This window comes from Sphingomonas sp. (assembly GCF_041661885.1).
Taxonomy (GTDB): domain Bacteria; phylum Pseudomonadota; class Alphaproteobacteria; order Sphingomonadales; family Sphingomonadaceae; genus Sphingomonas.
On the sequence record NZ_JBAZTL010000001.1, the window covers coordinates 498,765 to 522,643 of the forward strand.

General features: G+C 64.5%; 21 protein-coding genes. 8 read left to right on the forward strand and 13 right to left on the reverse strand.

Annotation, left to right across the window (positions count from 1 at the left end; all coding sequences use genetic code 11):
• Positions 1-67 precede the first annotated feature (67 nt).
• Both WC704_RS02510 and pedF read right to left on the reverse strand, forming a co-directional pair.
• Positions 68-928, reverse strand: a complete 861-nt coding sequence (locus WC704_RS02510; protein ID WP_372888400.1) for a substrate-binding periplasmic protein — start codon at positions 926-928, stop codon at positions 68-70.
• A gap of 4 nt (positions 929-932) precedes the next feature.
• A complete protein-coding gene (gene pedF, locus WC704_RS02515; protein WP_372888401.1) occupies positions 933-1,367 on the reverse strand; it encodes a cytochrome c-550 PedF in 435 nt (144 codons plus the stop codon).
• 130 nt (positions 1,368-1,497) lie between these two features.
• On the opposite strand from pedF, the gene WC704_RS02520 reads away from it, so the two are divergent.
• From WC704_RS02520 to acs, 4 genes are all read left to right on the forward strand, one after another.
• Complete coding sequence (locus WC704_RS02520; protein ID WP_372888402.1) at positions 1,498-2,478, forward strand: PQQ-dependent catabolism-associated beta-propeller protein; 981 nt, start codon at positions 1,498-1,500, stop codon at positions 2,476-2,478.
• 111 nt (positions 2,479-2,589) lie between these two features.
• Positions 2,590-4,026, forward strand: coding sequence for a porin (locus WC704_RS02525; protein WP_372888403.1), 1,437 nt, complete (start codon positions 2,590-2,592; stop codon positions 4,024-4,026).
• Positions 4,027-4,107: 81 nt separating this feature from the next.
• On the forward strand, positions 4,108-6,132 hold the full coding sequence (locus WC704_RS02530) for a TonB-dependent receptor (RefSeq protein ID WP_372888404.1): 2,025 nt from the start codon (positions 4,108-4,110) through the stop codon (positions 6,130-6,132).
• Between the two features lie 12 nt (positions 6,133-6,144).
• Complete coding sequence (acs, locus tag WC704_RS02535; protein ID WP_372888405.1) at positions 6,145-8,082, forward strand: acetate--CoA ligase; 1,938 nt, start codon at positions 6,145-6,147, stop codon at positions 8,080-8,082.
• Here acs and WC704_RS02540 read toward each other — a convergent pair.
• Complete coding sequence (locus WC704_RS02540) at positions 8,079-9,026, reverse strand: quinoprotein relay system zinc metallohydrolase 1 (protein ID WP_372888406.1); 948 nt, start codon at positions 9,024-9,026, stop codon at positions 8,079-8,081. The two genes, acs and WC704_RS02540, sit on opposite strands and share 4 nt — an antisense overlap.
• Positions 9,027-9,830 (reverse strand): quinoprotein dehydrogenase-associated SoxYZ-like carrier, encoded by an 804-nt coding sequence (locus WC704_RS02545; RefSeq protein WP_372888407.1) that lies wholly within the window; start codon positions 9,828-9,830, stop codon positions 9,027-9,029.
• An 81-nt stretch (positions 9,831-9,911) separates the two neighbouring features.
• Between WC704_RS02545 and WC704_RS02550 the strand changes: the two genes are divergently transcribed.
• Entirely contained in the window at positions 9,912-10,469 is a 558-nt protein-coding gene (locus WC704_RS02550) for a rhodanese-like domain-containing protein (RefSeq protein ID WP_372888408.1), read from the forward strand.
• A gap of 51 nt (positions 10,470-10,520) precedes the next feature.
• On the opposite strand, the gene WC704_RS02555 is transcribed toward WC704_RS02550, so the two are convergent.
• The gene (locus tag WC704_RS02555; protein WP_372888409.1) at positions 10,521-13,094 is read right to left on the reverse strand and encodes a TonB-dependent receptor; all 2,574 of its coding nucleotides are present in this window, start codon (positions 13,092-13,094) and stop codon (positions 10,521-10,523) included.
• A 230-nt stretch (positions 13,095-13,324) separates the two neighbouring features.
• Between WC704_RS02555 and WC704_RS02560 the strand changes: the two genes are divergently transcribed.
• Positions 13,325-13,720 carry a hypothetical protein gene (locus WC704_RS02560; RefSeq protein ID WP_372888410.1) on the forward strand — a complete coding sequence of 132 codons (396 nt, stop codon included), beginning with the start codon at positions 13,325-13,327 and terminating at the stop codon, positions 13,718-13,720.
• 83 nt (positions 13,721-13,803) lie between these two features.
• On the opposite strand, the gene eda is transcribed toward WC704_RS02560, so the two are convergent.
• From eda to WC704_RS02600, 8 genes are all read right to left on the reverse strand, one after another.
• Positions 13,804-14,424, reverse strand: a complete 621-nt coding sequence (eda, locus tag WC704_RS02565) for a bifunctional 4-hydroxy-2-oxoglutarate aldolase/2-dehydro-3-deoxy-phosphogluconate aldolase (protein WP_372888411.1) — start codon at positions 14,422-14,424, stop codon at positions 13,804-13,806.
• The gene (glk, locus tag WC704_RS02570) at positions 14,421-15,389 is read right to left on the reverse strand and encodes a glucokinase (protein WP_372888412.1); all 969 of its coding nucleotides are present in this window, start codon (positions 15,387-15,389) and stop codon (positions 14,421-14,423) included. The genes eda and glk overlap by 4 nt, the downstream gene beginning before the upstream one ends.
• A 111-nt stretch (positions 15,390-15,500) precedes the next feature.
• Positions 15,501-17,318, reverse strand: coding sequence for a phosphogluconate dehydratase (gene edd / locus WC704_RS02575; RefSeq protein ID WP_372888413.1), 1,818 nt, complete (start codon positions 17,316-17,318; stop codon positions 15,501-15,503).
• Between the two features lie 112 nt (positions 17,319-17,430).
• Positions 17,431-18,141: a 6-phosphogluconolactonase gene (gene pgl / locus WC704_RS02580; RefSeq protein ID WP_372888414.1), complete on the reverse strand. Its 711-nt coding sequence runs from the start codon at positions 18,139-18,141 to the stop codon at positions 17,431-17,433.
• 147 nt (positions 18,142-18,288) lie between these two features.
• Positions 18,289-19,755, reverse strand: a complete 1,467-nt coding sequence (gene zwf, locus WC704_RS02585) for a glucose-6-phosphate dehydrogenase (protein ID WP_372888415.1) — start codon at positions 19,753-19,755, stop codon at positions 18,289-18,291.
• 86 nt (positions 19,756-19,841) lie between these two features.
• Positions 19,842-20,771, reverse strand: a complete 930-nt coding sequence (gene argC / locus WC704_RS02590; protein ID WP_372888715.1) for an N-acetyl-gamma-glutamyl-phosphate reductase — start codon at positions 20,769-20,771, stop codon at positions 19,842-19,844.
• The gene (locus WC704_RS02595; RefSeq protein WP_372888416.1) at positions 20,768-21,160 is read right to left on the reverse strand and encodes an SH3 domain-containing protein; all 393 of its coding nucleotides are present in this window, start codon (positions 21,158-21,160) and stop codon (positions 20,768-20,770) included. Before WC704_RS02595 ends, argC begins: the two co-directional genes overlap by 4 nt.
• Positions 21,081-21,416, reverse strand: a complete 336-nt coding sequence (locus WC704_RS02600) for a MarR family transcriptional regulator (protein ID WP_372888716.1) — start codon at positions 21,414-21,416, stop codon at positions 21,081-21,083. The genes WC704_RS02595 and WC704_RS02600 overlap by 80 nt, the downstream gene beginning before the upstream one ends.
• Positions 21,417-21,652: 236 nt before the next feature.
• Here WC704_RS02600 and secG point away from each other — a divergent pair, with 236 nt between their 5' ends.
• Positions 21,653-22,060 (forward strand): preprotein translocase subunit SecG, encoded by a 408-nt coding sequence (gene secG, locus WC704_RS02605; protein WP_372888717.1) that lies wholly within the window; start codon positions 21,653-21,655, stop codon positions 22,058-22,060.
• Between the two features lie 95 nt (positions 22,061-22,155).
• Positions 22,156-23,790, forward strand: coding sequence for a CTP synthase (locus WC704_RS02610; RefSeq protein ID WP_372888417.1), 1,635 nt, complete (start codon positions 22,156-22,158; stop codon positions 23,788-23,790).
• Positions 23,791-23,879: the final 89 nt, after the last annotated feature.

The window sequence follows — 23,879 nt, forward strand, 5'->3', positions numbered from 1 at the left end:
GGTTGCGCCAAGGTAGCAGCACCATCGGTCGCGCCAATTGGACCTTCGACCTAGCTGGAGGCCCCGTTCAGGAAGCGAGCGGCGCGCGCAGCGTCACGCCGTACCGCTCAAAGATCGCCGGGATCGTTTTGTCGGCGACCATTTCGGGAATGAGCGTGTCGAGTCGGTCGCCAAGGTCGCGGCTGTCATCCTTTACGGCAAGACCGATATCCCAGCCCGGGCTGGTCAGCGCCGGGATCGGCCCCTTGCGGGCGATCAATGTTTCGCCACCCTTGGCGAGGGCATGTTCAACCTGCGCGCGGGTCGCCATCGCGACCTCGCTCTTGCCCGCGCGCACGGCGTCGAGCGCGGCCATGCCGCTCGTCACATGCTCGACATCGCTGCGCAGCGCACCGCCAAACGATCCGCTCATATAGATGTCGGGAATGCTGTTGAGCTCGACCGCGATGTGGTGGCCCTTGAATTGTACGGGCGGGGCTTCGCAATCGACCGTGGCGCGGCTGCAACCGAGCGCAAAACCTTCGCGATAATATGGCGCGACGATCACCACCCGGTCGTTGCGCAGCGCGAAAGCACGGTCGAACGGCGCGTGCATCATGATGTCGGAGAGCGTGCCGCCGGTGGCGGGGCCCTTCCACACCATGTTGCGCAAATCGTCGTCGACATCGTCACCGGCCAGGAAATCCCGGAACTCCGCTTTCACGCCAAGTTTTTGCGCGATCGCAGCGCCCAGATCGACGTCGATCCCGCGCAGTGTGGTGCCTTCATACCAGGCCCAGGGTTCAAAATCGCGATAGACCGCGATGCGCAAAATACCCGTGGCGTGGATTTTTTCGAGCGACAGCGCGCGTGCCGGAACCGCCGGCAACACCGCCGCCGCACCGATCCCGGCCAGCACCGCGCGACGCGTGAAGCGGCCTCCGGTCATCCGCTCAATCCTGATGCTTGGTGTCGAGCCAGGACCGGATTGCCCAGCCTGCCTTTTGTCCGAGCACTTCGCCCAGCGGCGGCATATAGACCTTGCCGTCGCGCGCGGAGCCGTGTTGGTAACGATCGGCAAACCACTCATCGCCGGCTTCGCCCACATCGAGATACCGTAAATCGGGTGCGATTCCGCCCGAAATCGCCTCCAGTCCGTGGCAGCGCGCGCAGTTCTGGCCATAGGCCGATTCGCCGATCTTGATGGCGACCGCATTGCCGCGATACGGGTTTTTGGTCAGCCACGCCTCGCCGATATCGGGAAGCGCCGACGTGTCGACGGGCTGCGGGAGAACATTGCCATGTGCGAAGACGGCATTGCCGATCGAGACGCCAGCAATTCCCGCCGCAGCAAGACAAGCAAGGGTCGACAGGCGAGGTGATTTCATGTGCATACTCTCCACGGCATTTATTTCGCAACGGGCGCGATTGGACCAAGGTGTAGGCGGTTGGGGCCGGTTTTCCCTATTGCACTTAGGTACAGCATGCGCCCGTCGCCGCTTGGGTTAGACACTGTTCATGCGCGCTTTTTTCACCGAACTCTCGGTTCTTCTCGGCTCTGCGGCAGCGGTGGCTGTTCCGGCAATGGCTCGGGCCGAAACCGTTTATGTTTCCAACGAAAAAGGCAACAGCATCACGGTGATCGACGCCGCGACGCTGAGCGTCACCGCGACCTGGCCAATCGGCAAACGTCCGCGTGGGATCGTGCTGTCGCATGACGGCAAATATCTCTACGTTTGTGCAAGCGACGACAATGCCGTGCAGGTGATCGACCGCGCGACCGGCAAGGTCGTCGCCGATTTGCCTTCGGGCGAAGACCCCGAGCAGTTCGCCTTGTCGCCCGATGGCACGATACTGTTCGCGGCGAATGAGCGCGATGCCGCGGTCACCGCGATCGATGTCGCCAAACATGTCGTCGCGTGGCAAGTCGATGTCGGGGTCGAACCGGAGGGGATGGCGGTCAGCCCGGACGGCAAGACCGTGGTCTCGACCTCGGAGACGGACGACGCGGTCCATTGGATCGATAGCACGACGCATATAGACATTGCGCAAACGGCGGTGGGGATGCGGCCACGCCATGCCGAATTCACCGCCGACGGGGCGGCGTTGTGGGTCAGTTCGGAAATTGGTGGCGGCGTGCAAATCATCGACACCGCCACCCATAAGGTAACCAAGACGATCGAATTTGCCCCGCCTGGCGTTTTCAAGGACAAGATCATGCCGGTCGGCATCCGCTTTACGCCCGATCGCAAGCAGGCGGTGGTGGCGCTTGGCCGCGCCGACCATCTCGCGATCGTCGATGTCGCAAGCGCAACGGTGCTGGCCTATGTCCCGGTCGGGCGCCGCGTATGGCATACGGCGATCAACGCAGCGGGCACGCGTGTCTTTTCGGCCAATGGACTTTCGGACAATGTCTCGGTGGTCGATCTGCCCTCGCAAAAGGTGATTGCGACCATTCCTGCGGGGCGTGCGCCTTGGGGCGTCGTCATCGCGCCCTGATAAGGCACGCATTCAACACCACCAAAGTCCAATTCCCCAAAAAGTCTGCTGGTTCCAGCCTCTGTATCGCAAGGCACCGCAAAAGGCGGGCCGTGAGCGGGGAGGATAGCTATGAGGGGCATCACGAAATTGTTGCAGGGGGCGTGCGTCGTCGCATTGCTGGCGGGGGCGACACCGGCCTTCGCACAAGAGGATACGACCAGTGCGCTGCTGTTGCGGCTGAAGGAAAAGGGAATCCTGACCGAAGCCGAATATAACGACCTCATCGCCCGCAAGGCACCGCCAGCGGCGGCACCCGCCCCGGCGGCGCAGCCTGCCTCGGTCGCGACCAATCCGGGCACCGAACCACAGGCGGCTGCGGCCAGCCAGCTTGACGACAAGCGGCTCGTGCGGATGACCAGCAGCGGCGTCGGTATGGAGTTTGCCGGTGTCACGGTGAAGTTTTCGGGATCGGTCAATGCTTTCTACACGCATGACTCGCCTGACAAGCGCACCACCGGAACAACGGTGGTTGGCGGGCTGGCCAATGTAGGAACGCAGAATACCTCAGCCATCCGGAACGGCTTGCTGCCGGGCATCTTCGGCGTCGATGTGTCGACCAACCAGGGCGGCTGGGACGTGGCGGCGCATTTCGGCTTCTATCCGGGCGTGAACAGCAATTCCTATAGCGGCAACGGCGCCAATGCGCCCGGTGCGCCGGTGGCGCTGGCCACGTCGGGTATCGATGCACGCCAGACCTACCTCACTTTTGGCAAACCGCATCTGGGGACGCTGAAGCTCGGTCGCGATATCGGGCTGTTCGGGTCCGATGCGATCCTGAACGACATTACCCTGCTTTCGGTCGGTTCGCCGGGCAGCAATGCCGGGCCGTCCAACACGTCGCTTGGCCGCATCGGCATTGGGTATGTTTACACCGATTTCCAGCCGCAGATCACCTATACCACGCCGAAGTTCGCCGGGTTGCAAGCGTCGTTCGGTATCTTCCAGCCGCTTGGCACGCTGACCGGCGGGGCCGAAGTCAACGGTACGCCGGGTTTCCAGGGCAAGGTGACTTATGACTTTACCGTGGACAAATTCTCCGGACACGCCTGGCTGTCGGGCATTTCGCAAAAGCATGACGGGTTTGGGGGAACGCCAAGCTATACCGGCAGCGGGTTCGATATCGGCAGCAAGCTGACCTATGGCCCGCTCAGCGTCCTTGGTTATTATTATGACGGATCGGGGATTGGTACGACCGGGTTGTTCGTCTTCTCGACCGATGCGCTTGGCCGCAAGCGCGATAGCAACGGCTTTTACGGCCAGGCCAGCGTGACGTTCAACAAGTTCACCCTTGCCGGCAGCTATGGCGAAAGCAGCCTGAAGCTGGCGCGGGGCGAGATCAACCCCACGCTGTTGCGCAAGAACAGCAGTTGGGTCGGGCAGGCGCGCTATGGTCTGACGAGCTGGGTGACGTTGTTGGGAGAATATACGCACACCAAGGCTGAGGCGCAGGGACCGAATTCTGCGGCGTCCAATACCCTGGCGATCGGATCGATCCTTTTCTTCTAAGACAGATACGGCAATGACAACGGGGCGGCCCGGTTCCAGCCGCCCCGTTGTTGCTCACTTTTCGAAAGCACACGTCCGTATATGCACCGTTTCCGCTTCGTCCCGCTGATCGCGCTGGCCGCGCCGCTTCCTGCGCAGGCCCAACAGAGCCGGACGCAAGTTGCCATCACTCCGCCTTCGGAGGAGGGGGACATCGTCGTGCTCGGCACGCCGCTGCCGTTGCCGCCGGGGGTGCCGGCTTATGCGGCGGTGACGATCGACCGTGCGCGGCTGACCAACGATGCTTCGGGGCGGGTTGAGGATGTTCTCGCCGACGTCGCCGGGTTTCAACAATTTCGCCGCTCGGACAGTCGCTCGGCCAATCCGAGCGCGCAGGGCGTCACGCTGCGCGCGCTGGGCGGCAATGCCTCCAGCCGGGCGCTGGTGTTGCTCGACGGCGTGCCGCTGGCCGACCCGTTTTTTGGCTATATCCCGTTCAACGCACTGGCCCCGGATCGGTTGGCCGGGGTGCGGGTGACGCGTGGTGGCGGCGCGGGGGCGTTCGGTGCCGGCGCCGTCGCCGGTACGATTGAGCTGGCCAGCGCAACGCGGGCGGATTTGCCCGGCGCGGCGGGCGAGCTGTTCTATGGCAGCCGCAATGCGGTCGAAACCTCGGCGAGCGTCACACCCGATGTCGGCGGCGGCTATGTCAGCCTGTCGGGCAAATTCGAACGCGGCGATGGTTTCTACACCACGCCCGCCGCTCAATTTACCGCAGCCACGGTTCCGGCGCGGTATCGCGATTGGTCGGGCAATGTGCGCGCGGTCGTTCCCGTCGATGCCGAGACCGAAATCCAGGCGCGCGGCGTGCTGTTCCGCGACAACCGTACCCTGCGCTTCCGTGGCGCCGACAGCAGTTCGGAAGGGGAGGATGCGAGCGTTCGGCTGGTGCATCGCGGCGGATGGGCGTTTGATGTGCTGGCTTATGTGCAGGCCCGCAACTTCACCAATCGCGTCATCAGCGCCACCACGCTGAAGCTGACGCTCGACCAGCGCAATACCCCCGCCACCGGGCTTGGCGGCAAGATCGAGTTGCGGCCACCGGTCGGGCCCGACCATGTCCTGCGCGTTGGCGTCGATGCGCGGTTGGGCGACGGGCAATTGTACGAAGATGCCTATGCCGCGTCCGGGCTGGTGACTACGCGCCGCACGGCGGGCGGCCATACCAGCACGACGGGCGTGTTCGTGGAAGATGACTGGACGCTCGGTCGGCTGGTGTTGACGGCGGGGGTGCGGGGCGATCGCTGGACGATCACCAGCGGTTTTCTGCGTGAAGCGAATGCGACCGGGCGGATCACGACCGATACGCGCTATGCCAATCGTGACGGGTTTGAAGCAACGGGCCGCGCGGGTGCGCTGTTTCATGCCAGCAACGCCGTTGCGTTGCGCGTGGCCGGTTATACCGGTTTCCGCCTGCCGACGCTCAACGAACTCTATCGACCGTTCGTTGTCTTCCCGATCACGACACAGGCCAATGCCGCGCTCGGGCTGGAGCGTTTGCGCGGCGTGGAGGGCGGTATCGACCTTAGCCCGATCGAGGGCGTTCGCCTTGGGGTGACCGGCTTCTACAACCGGCTTGAAGGGGCAATTGCCAACGTCACCATCGCCACCAACCTGCGCCAGCGTCAGAATGTCGATGCGATCGTCGCCAAGGGAGTGGAGGTGACAGCGCACGCGACGCACGGCGCGGTTTCGTTCGACGGCTCCTATGCCTTTAGCGACAGCACGGTACACGCCTCGGGCACTTCGGCGCAGCTCAACGGTTTCAGCCCGGCGCAGAGCCCGCGGCATAGCGCCAGTGCAACACTGGCATGGGATGCGCATGGCTTCGGCGCGTCGCTGACCGCACGCTATGTCGGCAAGCAATATGAAGACGACCTGCAAACCGATGTCCTGCCCGCAGTGACGACGGTGGATGCGGTCGCAAGAGTTCCCATCGGCAAGCACGTAACGATCATTGGGCGGGCGGAAAATCTGTTCGACCAGACGGTTATCACGCGCAATGCCGGCGGGTCGATCGATCTTGGCACACCGCGCACGCTGTGGATTGGCGTGCGATTGAAATGATGGGGACATTTTATGGCTGATGAGCTTTATCCGGTGCCGGACGCATGGGCGACGACGGCAACGATCACGGCGGATCGCTACGCGGCGGACCATGCCCGTTCGCTTGACGATGCCGATCGCTTCTGGCTCGAACAAGCGGCGCGGCTCGACTGGATTACACCCCCGACGGTGGCGAGCGAATCGAGCTTTGAGGAAGCCTCGTTCGGCATCCGCTGGTTTGGCGACGGTGTGCTGAACGTGTCGGTCAATTGCATCGACCGGCACTTGCCGACGCGCGCGGATCAGGTCGCCATCGTGTGGGAACCCGACGCCCCCGACGCCGAACCGCAGCGCATCACCTATGCCGAGCTGCACGTCGCGGTGTGTCGCTTCGCCAATGTGTTGAAGGCGCAGGGCGTGCGCAAAGGCGACCGTGTCACGCTGTATCTGCCGATGATCCCCGACGCGGCGATTGCGATGCTGGCGTGCGCGCGCATTGGGGCGATCCATTCGATCGTGTTCGCGGGCTTTTCGGCGGATGCGCTGGCGGGCCGGATCACCGATTGCGACAGCCGCGTGCTGGTTACCGCCGATGAAGGCCGTCGCGGTGGCAAATGCGTGCCGCTCAAGGCCAATGTCGATGCCGCCGCCAAGCTGACAACCTGCCTCGAAACCGTTATCGTCGTGCGGGTAACCGGTGCCGACGTCGCCATGCAAGACGGTCGTGACATCTGGTACGATGCGGCCGTCGCCACCGTGGACGATGCGTGCGCACCCGAACCGATGCAGGCGGAAGACCCGTTGTTCCTGCTCTACACCTCGGGCAGCACCGGCAAGCCCAAGGGCGTGCTGCATACGACCGGCGGCTATCTGTTATGGGCCAGCTACACCCATGCCTGTGTGTTCGATTGCCGCGAGGGCGATACTTATTGGTGCGCGGCGGATGTCGGCTGGGTCACCGGACACAGCTATATCGTCTATGGCCCGCTCGCCAATGGCGTGACCACGTTGATGTTCGAGGGCGTACCCAATTGGCCCAGCCCGGCGCGCATTTGGGAAGTGGTGGATCGCCACCAGGTGACACAACTCTACACCGCGCCAACCGCGCTGCGCGCGCTGATGCGGGAGGGCGACGCGCATGTGACGGGGACCAGCCGCGCATCGCTGCGCTTGCTCGGCTCGGTCGGGGAACCGATCAATCCCGAGGCCTGGCGCTGGTATCATGACGTGGTCGGCGAGGGGCGCTGCCCGATCGTCGATACCTGGTGGCAGACCGAAACCGGCGGGCACATGATTACGCCCTTGCCCGGCGCGACCGCGCTCAAACCCGGTTCGGCGACGGTCCCGTTCTTTGGTGTCGAACCCAAATTGCTCAACGCCGATGGGCAGGAGCTTGAGGGGGCGAACGAAGGCAATCTCGTCATCGCGCGGAGTTGGCCGGGGCAGATGCGCACCGTCTGGGGCGATCATGAGCGCTTCTTCCAGACTTATTTTTCAACCTATCCCGGCTATTATTTCACCGGCGATGGCGCACGGCGCGATTCTGATGGCTATTGGTGGATCACGGGCCGCGTCGATGACGTCATCAATGTCTCCGGCCACCGCATGGGCACGGCCGAGGTGGAATCGGCGCTGGTGCTGCACCGCAACGTGGCAGAGGCCGCCGTCGTGGGGTTCCCGCATGAAATCAAAGGGCAGGGCATTTACGCCTATGTAACGCTGAATACGGGCGATATTGCCAGCGATGCGCTGCGCAAGGAGCTGGTTGCATGGGTTCGCAGTGAAATCGGGCCGATTGCGACGCCCGACGCGATTCAGTTCACGCCCGGCCTGCCCAAGACGCGTTCGGGCAAGATCATGCGTCGTATCCTGCGCAAAATTGCCGAGGGCGACTTCTCGTCGCTGGGCGACACGAGCACGCTCGCCGATCCCTCGGTGGTGGACGATTTGATCGCCCACCGTATCGGTTAACGCTTGGTGTCGATCCGGGGCAGGAGGTCCGCCTCCAGCCCCGGATAAAGGTGCGAGACTGTCCGCTGCAGCTCATAGCGCGCCGCCTTCATGCTGGCGAAGCGTGGCGGGATCGGCATGTTGCCTGCCGCAACATTGTCGTCGCCCGCCAGAACCGCATCGCGCAACGCCTGCGCGATCCAGCCAAGCCAGTCGCGCGTCTGGTCGATGGCGGTGGTGGGTGTCGGGTCGAGCGGGCCATGCCCCGGTATCACGCGGCGATGTGGTAGCGCGCGGAGCGTTGCGAGCGAGGCCTGCCATGTGGCCAGATTGGCATGTGGGGTGGCGGGCGCGCGGTTATGGAAGACAAGGTCCCCCGCGATCAGTGTGCCGGTCGTCTCATCGAGAATCGCGAGATCCGCCGCGCTATGCCCGGCGAGCGGCAGCAGGCGCAGCCGCCGCGTGCCGAATGTTTCCTGCGGGGCGGTCAGCAGTACGCTTGGCGGCGTAAATTCGGTGCCGCGCATCCAATCCCCGAGCAAGCGGTACATACCGTCCGAAAATCCGGCCCCCTCGCTTTTGAGCAGGGATGCCAGTTGCGGTGTCGCCGCGACCACGCCCGGCGCGAACGCCCCGGCGCCATAAATGTGATCGGGATGCAAATGCGTCAGATAGACGCGCACCACAGGCTGGCCGGTCAACGCTTCGGCGGCGCTTTTGAGCGCGGTGCCGTAGCGCAGCGAGGGGCCACAATCGACCAGCACCGTGCCAGCGGAGGTGGCGATGATGGTGATGTTGGCGATCGCCCCGCCATTATCCTGGGCGATGGGCCCGTCGGCACCGCGCACGACCCAGATGCCATCGCCCACCGGCTCGGGCATGATGCGATAGGTCAGTGCCTGCGCCCAGGCGGGCACGGCCAGGGCGCCGAGCATCCCGGCGAGCGCATGGCGACGATGGATCATTTAGCGCGCGGCAAGCGCGGCATTGGCGGCCCCATCGCGCACCGCGAGCGATCCGTCATAACGGATGCCATTGGTGTCACCGCCGCGCAGCACGATCGTCTCGCCCGCCGTCGCATCGGTAATGATGGCGATTGCCGGGTCTTCCGAAACCGATGCCTCGACGTGCATGGTCCCATAGCTTTTGCCGTTCGCCCCGCTCAGCGAGACCTCATCGAGGTTATAAGTGGGGATGTTCGCGACAAAGCCCGTGTCCATCGGATGCCGGAACGCCAGCCGGACATGCGTGCCGTCCGCCTGGCGCAGTGCGACACCGCGCACTTGGCCCAAATGTTCGGCCCAATCGCCTTTCACCCGGCTTGCCGGGGGAGCAGAGCATCCGCCACCGGCTGCGTCGATCCAGCCACCGCTGACCAGCCAACTGCCATCCTCAAGCTGCACCGCGCCGCGCACCGGCGTGCGCTGGTCGAGCTTGATACGGGTGGCGAGGAAGGGCTGGGCGGCATCGGGCGTATAGTCGATGGCGAGCGGAATCGGGTTGAGATCGGCGAACAGCAAAATGCGTTTGACGCCCTTGATCCCGCGCGCGTCGATCGTCACGGGGAAACTGTGCTGATCCTCGGCAATGGCCGGGAAGATGACGCGAACGCGGTCATCAAAGCGGACGACGTCGTCGCCAAAAAAGATCGCACCAAGCGGCTGCCACATCGGTGACGCCAGCGGATCGACCGGCAGCTTCGCTACGGCAGCGGCGGGCAGCCACGCCAGCAAACACGCAACGGCCACGGATACGGCGCGCAGTTTCATCATCTTCTCCCAAAGCACATCTTAGCAGCACGGCGTTGCCTGCTACCATGCGACTTTGGATCAAGGTGGAGCGCACAGTATATGCGAAGGGCGATCGTAGCGGCACTGTTGCTGCAAATGCCGACGGTCGCCCTTGCACAGGCGGAAGCGCCGGCGCCGGAAGCGCCGCTGCTCGATCCGGTTACCGGCTATCGCCTGGCGCACTATCGCGGCGTTATCCACGCTCCGCCAGAGGGTGTCGTGCGGATTGATGCCGGTGCGGCGCGGGCTTTGTGGCGCAAGCGCGCGCTCTTTCTCGACGTCAATCCCGCGCCGGGCGCAGTCCGCGATGCACGGAGCGGGCGCTGGCTGCTCGCCGAGCCGCATGATTCGATCCCGGGCGCATATTGGTTCGCCGAAAGCGGGCGCGGCGACATGGCGGAGGCGATGACGGCAACCTTTCTGCGTGGGGTGCGGCGTCTGGCCAAGGTCAAGTCGCACCGGCCGATCGTCGTTTTTTGCCAAGCCGATTGCTGGATGAGCTGGAATGCGGCGTTGCGCCTGCACCGCGCCGGATTGCGGGACGTTCGCTGGTTCGCCGATGGTCTCGATGGATGGAAAGAGGCGGGATTCCCGACGGCGCGCGCGATGCCGCAATAACGAGCGGCGTATCCCGCGTTTTGCGCTGCTGTGGCGCATCCTGAAAATGCGTCAGAACAATTTGCGAAGCCCCAACCGCACCGACCGCCCGAGCGGATCAAGGTAAGCGGATTGAAAACGATTGGGCGTGGCCCCAGTCCGGTCGCGTACCTGAATACGGTTGTTCAGCACATTTTCCACCGTGAATTGCGCCGACATTTGTTTGGCCCACGGGCGCTGCGAAATTTTGCCGATATCGAGGGAGCTGTAAAATACGAGCCAGGTTCTCGCGGAGAACCGCAAATCGGAGGTGGCAAGCTCGCTGCGGATACGCGTGGGCCCTTGCAGCCTGCTGTAAACCCCCAGGTTGAGCGGCCCATAACTCCCGCCGATCGTTCCATCGACATCCCACCGTGGACGTCCGCCGGTGCCATCGATCGTGGCACCGTCCAGCAGATCGAGCGACGGCGACCCGTTCCGCAAGACCAACCGGTCCTGAAGCCGATAATTGGTGGTTAAGCTGACGAACAGGAACGGGCGCGGCTTGGGCGCTCGCGGTGGAGGAGCGTCTTTGGCCGGTGGCGGCGGGGGCGGCGGAGCGCGACCGATCGGGCCTTGCAGGTTGAGCGTCATCCGCAGCTTGCGCTCGCTTTCCCTTGCCAGATTGACCGGGCGGAGGTCGACGCTGACCAGCAATCCCGCCGCGTCGCGAACGAACAAGCCCGAAAACGCCGCCTGGAAGGCCGGTGTCAGGCTCCCCAGCAATGCGGATTGATCGTCGATCTTGGTGTCGAGATAGTCGACACTCAGGCGGAATTCCTTGTTTTTGAAAGGTTGTACCGCCACGCCCAACGTCGTGGTCCGCCGCCGTTCCGGCATCAAGGCGGGATTGCCGCCGACCAACGTGGAGACGAGCACGCTGGTGCCCGCCGTAAAATCGAAAAACGGCGTGTTCGGCGTCGTAAAGGTCGGGCTGACCAACAGCGCGATCGCCGGTGGCGACCGCGTTTCGGTAATCGAGCCGGTGAGCTGAACGGCGCGCGCGGGAGACCAGGCGAAGCCGTAATTGGCGCTAACCAGCCGCCCGTATCGTGATACGTTCGATACGCCGACCATGCCGTTTACCGAAAGCTGCCCCAAAAAGGGCAATACCCCATCCTGCGCCGATGCGATGGGGATAACGGTGTTGACGCTGGCCCCGCCGATCGACCGCGCGAGCGCACCGGGGACGGTCGGTGCGCCGCTGCCACGCACGCCGCTGCTTGATCGGCTATAGTCCGCCGACACGACGAGCTGCGCATCGCCCGCGGGCAGGCGGGCCAGCGGCCCGTTGACCACGGCTTTGGTGGCAACCGTGTTGGTCACGGTGCGGCTGTTGTTGGTCGTACGCTGTCCGGCGCTTGCCGGATCGAGCGGCGTCAAAGGATCGCCACCGCCGGTGATCGCCGCCTGGAGCGCTTCCAGCGGAACGCCATTTTCGGATTGCGTCCGGTTGAGGATGCGGTCGTAGCCGGTAGTGACATTCCAGGCCCAGCGCCTGACGCTACCCTGGAGCGTCAGGCCGGCATGGGCCGTCAGCGCGCTGCTCTTTTGATGCAGCACCGCGCCCGGAAAGGCGCGATAGACGAGCGTTGGCCCCGGGAAGGGCAGCGCCGGCGTGCCGCCCGGCACCTGCAATACGCCCGAGGCCAGCCCGTTCAGCCCGGCATTGCGATCGGTCTGGAGCGAGAGATTGAGCGACCCATCCAGCTTCTTCCCGAGCGGAGACCCGATCGTCCCATCGAGCCGGAGCGTGTCGGTGCGCTGCTGCAACGTGCGGTAAGCGCCGGAATCGGTCGTCGCCCGACCGGAATTGACATAGTTTGCCAGCACCTGGCGCGCGGCCGAGGTTTCTGGAAGTGCGGCGACCGTAACGGGGTGCCCCGCCAGCCGGTCCAGCGCAGGATCGATACTCGCACCGTTCACGCCGGTAATGTTGCCCGGTGCGGCAAACAGCGAGTCGGGATCGGGCACGATCGGCCGCTGGCTTTGCAATAGCGGGTCGAGATGGGAATAGGACGCGCTCAGCGATATGCGCTGTGGGCCTTCGATCCGCGTGGCATTCGCTTCGAAATAATTGGTCGCACCCCCGCCTTCGGTCGTCGTGCCGCCGAGTTCCTGAAGGGTGAGCGAGCGGAAATGCTTTTTGGTGATGAGGTTCAACACGCGAACGGTTGGCGGAAAGCCGAACCGGGCGGCCTCCTGTTCGGGCAGGACCTCGACGCGCTCGATCGATTCCGGGGGCAAACCCTGTAGATCCCCGAATCCTGAAACGCGCCGACCGTTGAGCAGGATGGCGGGCTCACCGCCATTGGCGGAGGTCGTCAGGCCTTTCAGGCGCTTTACGAGATCGGCCAGGCTCGTCGAGCCCAAGGCCAGCAGCGCGGCACTGTCGAGCACGGCAAGCGGTTTCACCGTCCCGATGGCGGTGCCCGCGACTCGTTGCCCGGTGACGACGATGTCGCCGGAATCGTGCTGCGCCGGTGGGCTGCTCTGGTCTGAATCCGCAGGGGGCGCAGGCGGCGGGATTTGCGCGCCGCCTGCAATATCCGCAAAACTGGCGCAGGCGGCGGCGAGAGAAGGTAGAGTCAAGATCAAGGTGCTCACGCAAATCCCCTGAAACGCGCATCGACTGGATGCGGTGCGAAGTGTTCGCTCGATCTTACACGGCGCAAATTGTCGTAATTGTGGCGGGTGTGGAATCCTGGGGGTATCCGGCTGCTTTTCAAAAGACACCGCAAACCGAACGGCTGGAAAACGGGTTTGTTATACTTCCTTTACTTTCCGGTTTGCTCCATCCACTTTGCCCGGGCGCAAGGGCGGTTGGAGAGGGATGGATGTTCTGGTGGCTGAGCATCGCCTTGCAGACGGGTGCTGTTGCCCCGCCGCCAAAGCCATTCGATCTGGCGAAGGCTGCGAAGCCGATACGGCTGAATGTTCTGCCAAAGTGCGACGATACGCTCTCCGCTGACGAGATCGTCGTATGTGGGCGACGGCGGGAGCGCTATCGGCTGCCGCTGCGCGTGGAACGCGAGCCCGAATCGGACCACAGGCGCGGCGAAGCGTCGAGCGGCCTGGCCGCGATTACCCCGTCCGGTCCCTGTGGCATTTTCGCCGGGCAGCGGCAGTGCAGCAAACGCGAAGCCGCCGCTTACGGTTATGGCAATGGGCGCGATCCGGTCACGCTGTTGACGCGCCTGGCCAAGAAGGCGGTTGATCCGGACGGGGAGTGAGGCGCGTCGGAGGCCGGTTCATCCAATACCCGGCACCGTCCCCAATCCCCGGCCTTCGCCGGGGAAGGGCCCGCTGGCGAAGCTTACCCCCGCAATCCGCTTGCCGCGCGTGCCAGGGTTTCGACCTCTGCCATCGAGGCGCCCTTGGGCGTGATCCAGCTTCCGCCGACGCACAGCACCGGCGCGAAGGCGAGCCATTCGGGGGCGCTCGCCTCGGTAATGCCGCCGGTCGGGCAGAATTTGCACTGGTAGAAGGGCGCGGCGAGCGCCTTCAACGCCTTCAGACCGCCATTTGCCTCCGCCGGGAAGAATTTGAAATGGGTAAGGCCGAGGTCGAGCCCGGTCATGATGTCCGCCGCATTGGCGATGCCGGGCAGGAACGGCACGCCGCTGTCCAGGATCGGGCGCGCGAGGTGTTGGGTCAGGCCGGGGGAGACGATGAATTCGGCGCCCGCGTCCACGGCCTGCGCAAACTGCTCGGGATTCACGACGGTCCCGGCGCCGACGATCGCGCCCGGAACCTTCTTCATCTCGCGGATCGCGTCGAGCGCGGCGGGGGTGCGCAGCGTGACTTCGAGCACCTTGAGGCCGCCCGCGACCAACGCCTCGGTCAGCGGGCGCGCGGTGGCAGCGTCGTCGATAACCAGTACCGGGATGACGGCGCTGGTCTGCATGATGTCGGTGATGGTGGGGGCAGCGCTCATAAGGTGTACTCCTGGGCATAAGCCGCCGCTGCGCCGAACAGGCCGGGCTGCGGATGGGTGATGAGTTTGACAGGGATAGCCGCCATGCGGGTCTGGAAGCGGCCTTTGGCGGCGAAGCGTTCGGCAAAGCCCGATTTGCGGATATGCTCCTTCAGCCGCAAGCCGAGCCCGCCGGCAATGACGACACCGTTCGCGCCATGCGCCAGCGCGAGATCGCCCGCGACCGCGCCGAGACTCATGCAGAAGCGGTCCATCGCCGCGACGGCCAAGCTGTCCTCGCCGTCGAGCGCTGCCGCCCAGATCGCCTTGTCGTCGATGCGCGGGATGACGCGATGTTCGATGTCGGCGAGCGTTTCATAAATGGCGACGATGCCGGGACCGGAGACGACGCGTTCGGCCGAGACACGGGTATAGGCCTTGCGCAGGCGCTTGACCAACTGGTCCTCCAACCCGTCGAGCGGGGCGAAATCGACATGGCCGCCCTCGGTTTCGATAACGTGATAGCGCCCCGCCTTGCGCAGCACTTGGGCCACACCAAGGCCAGTGCCGGGACCGCAGACGGTGAGGATGCCATCATCGAGAAAAGGCATTTCGGGGCCGCACAGATGCAGGAATTCGGCCTGATCGACTTGCGCCACCGCCTGGCCGACCGCGCCGAAATCGTTGATGAGCACGAAGCTGTCGACGTGCAGCCGTTCCTTGATTAGCGGCGGGCGGATCACCCACGGATTGTTGGTTAGCTTGATAACGTCACCGCTGATCGGTGAGGCGACCGCAATCGCGGCGGCACGCGGCAGCGCGCGGCCCAAATGCGTGCCGAACGCCTCCCACGCGGTCTGGAACCCGGCATATTCAGCGGTCTTGAGCGTGACCGGCTCACCGAGCGACACGACGCGACCTTCGGCCACCTCCGCAAGCGCGAAGCGCGCGTGGGTGCCGCCTATGTCGATCGAGACGATTTCCATTCTATTTCTCTCCCACTTGCCGCTTGTTCTCCTGCGCAAGCAGGAGTCCGGAGCCATAAGCGCAGCGTTCGTAACTCTGGGCTCCTGCTTGCGCAGGAGAACAGCGGCGGCTCACCACCCCATGCCGGTCAGCAGCGGCGAGGCGCCGCGCTCGGCTTCATTGGCGTTCTGGCGGAACAGGCCGAACAGTTCGCGGCCCATGCCGTCAATCTCACTCGGCATCGAGACGGGCGTGCGTGCCGCCCATTCCGCCGGATCGACGCGCGCGAACAGTTCGCCTGTGACTGCATCGAGCCGGATCACATCGCCATCGCGCACGCGCGAGAGCGGGCCGTCGCCGAGCGCTTCGGGCGAGCAATGGATCGCGCACGGCACCTTGCCGCTCGCGCCCGACATGCGGCCATCGGTGACGAGCGCGACACGGAAGCCGCGATTTTGCAGCACGCCGAGCGGCGGGGTGAGCTTGTGGAGTTCGGGCATCCCGTTGGCGCGCGGACCCTGGAAGCGCACGACCACCACGACGTCGCGATTAAGCTCGCCCGCCTGGAACGCGGCCTGGACCGACGCCTGATCGTGGAAGACGCGCGCGGGCGCCTCGATCGTCCAGCGGTCCTGCTCGACCGCCGACACCTTGATGCAGGCGCGGCCAAGATTGCCGGTGAGGATGCGGAAGCCGCCTTCGGGGGCGAACGGCGCGGACGCGGCGCGCAGGATGCTTTCGTCGCCACTCGGGCCGGGATCGACCCACGCCAGCGCCTCGCCCTCGATCACTGGCTTGCGCCCGTAATCGGCGAGGTTGTCTCCGCCGACCGTCAGGATGTCGCCGTGGAGCAAGCCATTGCCGACGAGTTCGCGGATGACGAAGGGCATACCGCCCGCCGCCTCGAACCCGTTCACATCGGCAGACCCGTTGGGATAGACGCGTGAGACGAGCGGGACCGCCTTGGACAGGCGATCGAAATCCTCCCAGTCGAGCACGATCCCGGCGCACGCCGCAATCGCGGGCAAATGCAGCAGATGGTTGGTCGAACCGCCCGTGGCGAGCAAACCGATCGCGGCGTTGACGATCGCTTTCTCATCGACGCAAGCCCCGAGCGGGCGATAGTCGTCGCCATGCCAGCCATTGGCGGCCAGGCGATGGACGGCGGCGCGGGTGAGTTCCTGGCGCAGCTTGGTGCCGGGGTTGACGAAGGCGGCGCCGGGCATGTGCAGGCCCATCACTTCCATCATCATCTGGTTGGAATTGGCGGTGCCGTAAAAAGTGCAGGTGCCCTTGGAATGATAGGCGCCGATTTCGGCCTCGAGCAGCGCCTCGCGCCCGACCTTGCCCTCGGCGAATGCCTCACGCACGGCGGCCTTTTCCTTATTGGGAAGTCCTGAGGGCATCGGGCCCGAGGGGATCAGCACCATCGGCAAATGCCCGAAGCGCAAGGCACCCATCAGCAGGCCCGGCACGATCTTGTCGCAAATGCCGAGCAACGCCGCGCCTTCGAACACGCCGTGGCTGAGCGCGATCGCGGTGGACAGCGCAATCGTGTCGCGGCTGAACAGCGACAGCTCCATGCCGGGATAACCCTGCGTCACGCCGTCGCACATCGCGGGCACGCCGCCTGCGACTTGCGCGGTGGCCCCGGCCTCGCGCGCCCACACCTTCATCTGTTCGGGGTAGCGATAGTAAGGCGCATGCGCCGAGAGCATGTCGTTATACGAGGTGACGATGCCGATATTCATCGCCTTGGCCGCAGTGAGGGCGGGGCGGTCTTCCTCGGTGCCGGCATAAGCGTGCGCGGCATTGGCGCAGCCCATTGCCGGGCGCTCGATATGCGAATCGCGCGCGCGGCCGATCAGGTCGAGATAGGCGGCGCGGGTGGCCTTGGAACGCTCGATCACGCGGTCGGTGACGGCGGCGATTTCCGGGTGCAGGGTCATACGTCTACCTCGTCCGTTCGTGCTGAGCTTGTCGAAGCACACCGCGCCATAAGGACGGTCTGCGCGTGTGGCGTGTGCCCTTCGACAGGCTCAGGGCGAACGGTGAGCGGCATCACGCAGCCGCCCAATGAATATCGACCGGCAGTTCGGCATCCGCCAGCACGCGGCCGATTGGGTAAGGCGAGGACGGGCCCTGCTTGATCGCCTGCTCGATCACCTTTTTCTTGGTGTCACCCGTCACCGCGATGATGAGGGCGCGTGCCGAAACGATCGCGGCGCGGCTCAAGGTGACGCGCGCGACGGGGGCTTCCTTGGGCAGGGGATCGGGCATTACGCCCAATGCGCGGCGCTCGTTCGGGCCCGACAGCGCTTCGTCGAAATCGGGGCCGGGGAAGATCGAGGCGGTATGGCCGTCCGCTCCAACGCCCAACAGGCACAAATCGAGCGGCCAGTGCAGATCCTGCATCAGCGCATCGGCGGAGCGCCCGGCGGCCTTGTAATCCGCGGTCGCGGCGGGGACGATCGGCATCACGCGCGCGCCCTTGGGCAGGAAGGTCTTGGCGATCATCGTCACGTTCGACAGCGGATCGCCGAGCGGCACGATACGCTCGTCGGTCGGCACGATGGTGACGCGCTTCCAGTCGATCTTGGCCTTGGCGAGGCGTTCGTAAATCGGGATCGGCGTCTTGCCGCCCGACAAAGCGATGACGGCGGCACCGCGCGCATCGATCGCCGAGTCGATGATGAAGCCGATGTCGCCGGCGACGGCATCCGCCATCTCCTCGGCATCGTCATAATCCCACCATTCGATTTCTTCGCTCATGATCTTTGTCCTTGATCTCCCTCTCCCCGCTTGCGGGAAGAGGGTAGGGGAAAGGGGGAGTGGCGCAGTGCGTCAGACATATGTCCGCGTCCCTACGCCACGCCCGCGCTTCGCTTTCTTACCCTCCCCGCCGGGGAGAGGGAGATTTCAATCGTCCTGCCAGGTCACCCCGTCGCGCTCGGTCAGCGCGATGGCAGCACTCGGGCCCCAACTGCCCGAGGCATAACTCTTGGGCTTCATGTCATTGGCGATCCAGCCCGCGCGGATCGCGTCGATCCATGTCCATTGCGCCTCGACCTCGTCGCGGCGGACGAACAGGGTCTGGTCGCCCTCGATCAGGTCGAGCAGCAGGCGTTCATAGGCAATGCGGCGGCGCGTGCCGGCAAATTCCGAATCGAGACTGAGGTTCAGCGGCACTTCGCGCAAGCGGATGCCGTCGCGGTCAAGGCCGGGTTCCTTGGCCATCACCAGCAACTGTACATATTCCTCGGGCTGCAGGCGGATGATGAGGGCGTTTGGTTGCAGCAGGCCGCCGCGGTTCGAAAACATCGAATGCGGCACAGGCTTGAACTGGATCGCGATTTCAGAGCGGCGCGTGGTCATGCGCTTGCCGGTGCGCAAATAGAAGGGCACGCCCTGCCAGCGCCAATTGTCGACATGCGCCTTGATCGCGACGAAGGTCTCGGTGGTCGAAGGCTTGCCAAGCTCGTCAATATAGCCGCGCACGATCTGACCGCCGCTGGCACCCGCTGCATATTGGCCGGTGACCGACATGAGCGGCGCATCCGCCGGGGCGATCTGGCGTAGCGAGCGGAACACTTTGGCCTTTTCATCGCGGATCGCTGAGCCATCGAAGCGGGCAGGCGGCTCCATCGCGATCAGCGCGAGCAATTGCAGCATGTGGTTGGCGACCATGTCGCGCAAGGCACCCGCGCCGTCATAATAGGCCGCGCGCTCTTCCAGGCCGACGGTTTCGGACACGGTGATCTGGATATTGTCGATGCCGCGCGCGTTCCACACCGGCTCGAAAAAGCTGTTACCGAAGCGGAGAGCGAGGATGTTCTGGACGGTTTCCTTGCCCAGATAATGGTCGATGCGGAAGGTCCGCTCCTCGGGGAATGCGCTGGCGACGGTGTCGTTGATCTCGCGGCTGGAGGCGAGATCGTAGCCGAGCGGCTTTTCCAACCCGATTCGCACGGTTTCCCCGGCGAGGCCCGCCGATTCGAGCCCGCGAATGACGGGTTCGAACAGCGACGGCGCGGTCGACAGGAAGATGGCGAGGCCGCCCGACACATCGCCGACCTTTTCCGCCAGTTGCTTGTAATGGTCGAGGTCGGTCGCATCGAGCGCCTGATATTGTAGGCGCTCGAGGAAGGTCTTGGCCGCTTTCTCGTCCTTGCGGTCCTCGGGCAGGAACTGGTCGAGCGCCTGCTTGGCGAACGTGCGGAAGCTCGCATCGCTATGCTCGGAGCGGGCGGTGCCGGTGATCGTCAATCCCTCGGGCAGCAGGCCATCAGCGTGCAGGCCATAAAGCGAGGGAAGCAGCATCCGCTGCGCGAGATCTCCGGTCGCGCCGAACAACATCAATTTGGCGACGGGCGTGCGGATGGGCATGCTAAATCGACCTCCTGGGGAAGGGGTCACCTAAAGAGGCGCGCGCGCGCCGCCAAGGTGAATACGTATCACGGGGCACTAAAAAATTACAGCGTCAGCCCGGCCACCGGATCAAACCCGGCCATGATGTTGAGACTCTGCACCGCAGCCCCCGCGGCGCCCTTGCCGAGATTGTCGAGCGTGGCGATCAGGCGGGCCTGTCCGGTGGCGGCATTGCCGCAAACCCGGACGGTCAACCGATCGGTGCCGGCATCGTCCTCGATACACACGGCTGCCGCGTCGGCATCGGTGACACGGACCAACGCGCTATCGGCATAGGCTTCGCGCAGCGTCGATTCGCACACCGCCAGAGTTGGGCGGCGGGTGAACATGTGCAGCGCCAGCGGCACCTCGACAATCATCCCGCGATAGGTGTTGGCGACCGAGGGCATGAAGATCGGCGGATGTTCGAGCCGGGCGTGTTTCTGCATCTCGGGCACATGTTTGTGCGCGAGGCCAAGCGCATACGCGCGCGCGGCGGGTGGTGGATTGACGCCCTCATACTCCGCGATCATCGCCTTGCCGCCGCCCGAATAGCCCGACACCGCGTTGACGCTGATCGCCCAATCGACCGGCACCAGCCCGGCGCGGACCAGCGGGCGGACGAGCGCGAGGAAGCCGGTTGGATAACAACCGGGATTGCTGACGCGCTTCGCTTCGGCGATGGCGGCGGCCTGTCCGGGTTCGAGTTCCGGAAACCCATAGGTCCAGCCATCGGCGGTACGGAAGGCGGTCGAGGCATCGATCACGCGTGTACGATCGTTGGCGATCATCGCGACGGCTTCGCGGGCGGCATCGTCGGGCAGGCACAGGATCACGAAATCGCTGTCGTTCAGCGCTTCGGCGCGCGCGGCAGGGTCCTTACGCCGTGCTTCGTCGAGCGTAACCAGCGCGATTTCGCCGCGCCCGCTGAGCCGTTCGCGAATTTCAAGGCCGGTGGTGCCATGCGCGCCGTCGATGAAGACCGAGATGCTCACGGTGCGGGCCATGATAAAGCGTCGGCATCGAGATAGCCGACCAGATCCTTGCCCGGAGCGCGACCCCAGGCACGACCGCGCACGAATTCCAGCACTTCGAACACGTCGCCGACTTCCAGTTCGGTCAGAACGGCGGATGCCGGATCGGCGGCTTCGCGCAAGCCGGTTGCGACGATTACGACGCGGGGAACGGCGCACGCATAATGCGGGGCAAACACGCGGTCGGCGAGGCGAATGTCGGCAAGATCGCGGCGCACGGCATGGCGGCGCGGGTCCAGCGCGACCGACGCGCCAAGCAGCGCGAAGCTCTTACGCGGTGGCGCGTCGAAGGCTTCGCTGGGGAGCGGGTTGTGGCGTGCTGTCGCCGATGAACTGCCCGAAATCGTCAAGAAACTCTGCCCCCTCGGCGGTACGTGCGACGAAGATATTACGCTTGTCATTATCGTCGCGTTGACGGCGCAGATAGCCCAGGGTGCCAAGTCTGTTCAAGGCGCGCGTTATAACGGGCTTCGAAACGTTGAGCATAGCCGCCAAACCGCGCACGGTATGCGGCCCCGGTTTGAGATAGACCACCAGCAGCAACGCCATCTGGCGATTGGTCAAATCGGGTTCCCCCGACCGGACATAATCGACCAGCGTCTGCATCCATTCGTTGAGCGCGTGATTGGTGTGTGAAGCCACGGCAAGTGTCCGCAAATAACCCGTTAAAGCCCCACAATCGGGGATATTCCTGGAGCCTTAACGCGCCGCGACGCATCAGGTTTCAGTTCGATTGCGGAATGTTTACATCCAATCGTGCGCGGCACGCGGTTGATCGCGTGACGCACCTCGCCTATGTGCCCGGCTTCGCCATCGGCGCCGCCAAGGATTCAACCCGCTTCATGTTCCTGTTCCAGTTTCTCCTCGTCGTCCATTTCGTCATTGCGCTGGGGCTGGTGACGGTCGTCCTGATGCAGCGTTCCGAAGGCGGTGGCCTGGGCATGGGCGGCAGCCCAGGCGGCCTGATGTCGGCGCGCGGCGCGGCCGATTTCCTGACGCGCGCGACCTCGATCCTGGGCGGATTGTTCATCCTGCTCAGCATCGTGCTTGCCGTGCTGGCGGCGCAGGGGCGCGTGTCCAAGGTGGTCGCACCGACCACGCCACCGCCCGCTGCGGCAACCGCGCCGCTCCAGGCACCGGCACCGACCGATCCCAACGTGCCGTTCGCCAGCGGCGCCCGCAGCGCGCTCGCGCCCGCCGCCAATGGCGCGGCACCGGCCGACAACGGCACGGTCCCGCTCGCCCAATAATGTCGCGCGCGGGCCGGTGCGCCCGCGCTGTTTTCAAAAATGTTGGAGTCGCGCGCTTGTCGTGCCACCCCTCTTCACGCTAGGTCTTTTCTCCCATGGCGCGGTTCATTTTCATTACCGGCGGCGTGGTCTCCTCGCTTGGCAAAGGTCTGATGGCGGCATCGCTCGCTGCCCTCCTGCAAGCGCGCGGCTATCGCGTCCGGATTCGCAAGTTCGATCCCTATCTCAACGTCGATCCGGGGACGATGTCGCCCTATCAGCATGGCGAAGTCTATGTGACGGATGACGGGGCCGAGACCGATCTCGACCTGGGGCATTACGAACGCTTCACCGGCGTCGCGTCGCGCCAGTCGGACAACGTTACCTCGGGCCGAATCTATCAGCAGATCATCACGCGCGAGCGTCGCGGCGACTATCTCGGCGCGACGGTGCAGGTGATCCCGCACGTGACCGATGCGATCAAGGAATTCGCCCAGGCCGAGACCGACGACCTCGATTTCGTCCTGTGCGAAATCGGCGGGACGGTCGGCGACATCGAATCGCTGCCCTTCATCGAGGCGATCCGCCAACTGCGCAACGATCTCGGGCGCGGCAATTCTATCAGCATCCACGTCACGCTGGTGCCGTACATCGCGGCGGCGGGTGAGCTGAAGACCAAGCCGACGCAGCATTCGGTGCGCGAACTGGCCGCTTTGGGCGTGCAGCCCGACGTGCTCGTGTGCCGCTGCGAACAACCTTTGCCCGAAAGCGACCGCGCCAAGATCGCCTTGTTCTGCAACGTGCCCAAGGAAGCGGTGATCCCGGCGCTGGATGCGAAGAGCATCTATGCGGTGCCGGTGCAATATCATGAGCAGGGCCTCGACGACGCCGTGCTCAACGCCTTCGGCATTCTGCCCGGCGGTGCGCCGGATCTGTCGCGCTGGACCGAGATCATGGACCGGCTGACCAATCCCGAGGGCGAGGTGACGATCGGCGTGGTTGGCAAATATGTCGGCCTGCAGGATGCGTATAAATCGCTCAACGAAGCGCTGGTTCACGGTGGCATCGCCAATAAGGTGAAGGTCAATATCGAATGGATCGACGCCGAGCTGTTTGAGGGACCCGATAGCGACATCGCAGCACGGCTGGAACCGATGCACGCGATCCTGGTGCCGGGTGCCTTTGGCGAACGCGGGGCGGAGGGCAAGATCGCTAGCGTGCGCTTCGCTCGCGAACGCGAAATCCCCTATTTCGGGATTTGCTTCGGGATGCAGATGGCGTGTGTCGAGGGCGCGCGCGATCTTGGCGGCATTGCCGATGCCAGCTCGACCGAATTCGGGCCCACCGATGAACCGGTGGTCGGCATGATTACCGAATGGATGACGGCCGAGGGCGTGCAGACGCGCAAAGCCGGCGGCGATCTCGGCGGCACGATGCGGCTGGGGGCCTATGCCGCCAAGCTGGACGGCAATAGCGTGGTGTCGAGCATCTATGGCAGCACCGATATTTCCGAGCGTCACCGCCACCGGTACGAAGTCAACACCGCTTACCGCGATGCGCTGGAAAAGGGTGGCCTGGTGTTCAGCGGCATGTCGCCCGACGGGATGCTGCCCGAAATCGTCGAGCGGCCCGACCATCCGTGGTTCGTTGGCGTGCAGTTCCACCCGGAATTGAAGAGCAAGCCGTTCGACCCGCACCCGCTTTTCGCGAGCTTCGTCGCGGCGGCGGTGAAACAGTCGCGATTGGTGTGATTGCGTCGGCGTTGCGATAACGGGACGACCGTTGCACTCGGAAAAGAGGCGGGCAGAACTTGAAATCGTCAGTCTGCTCCAAAAATCCG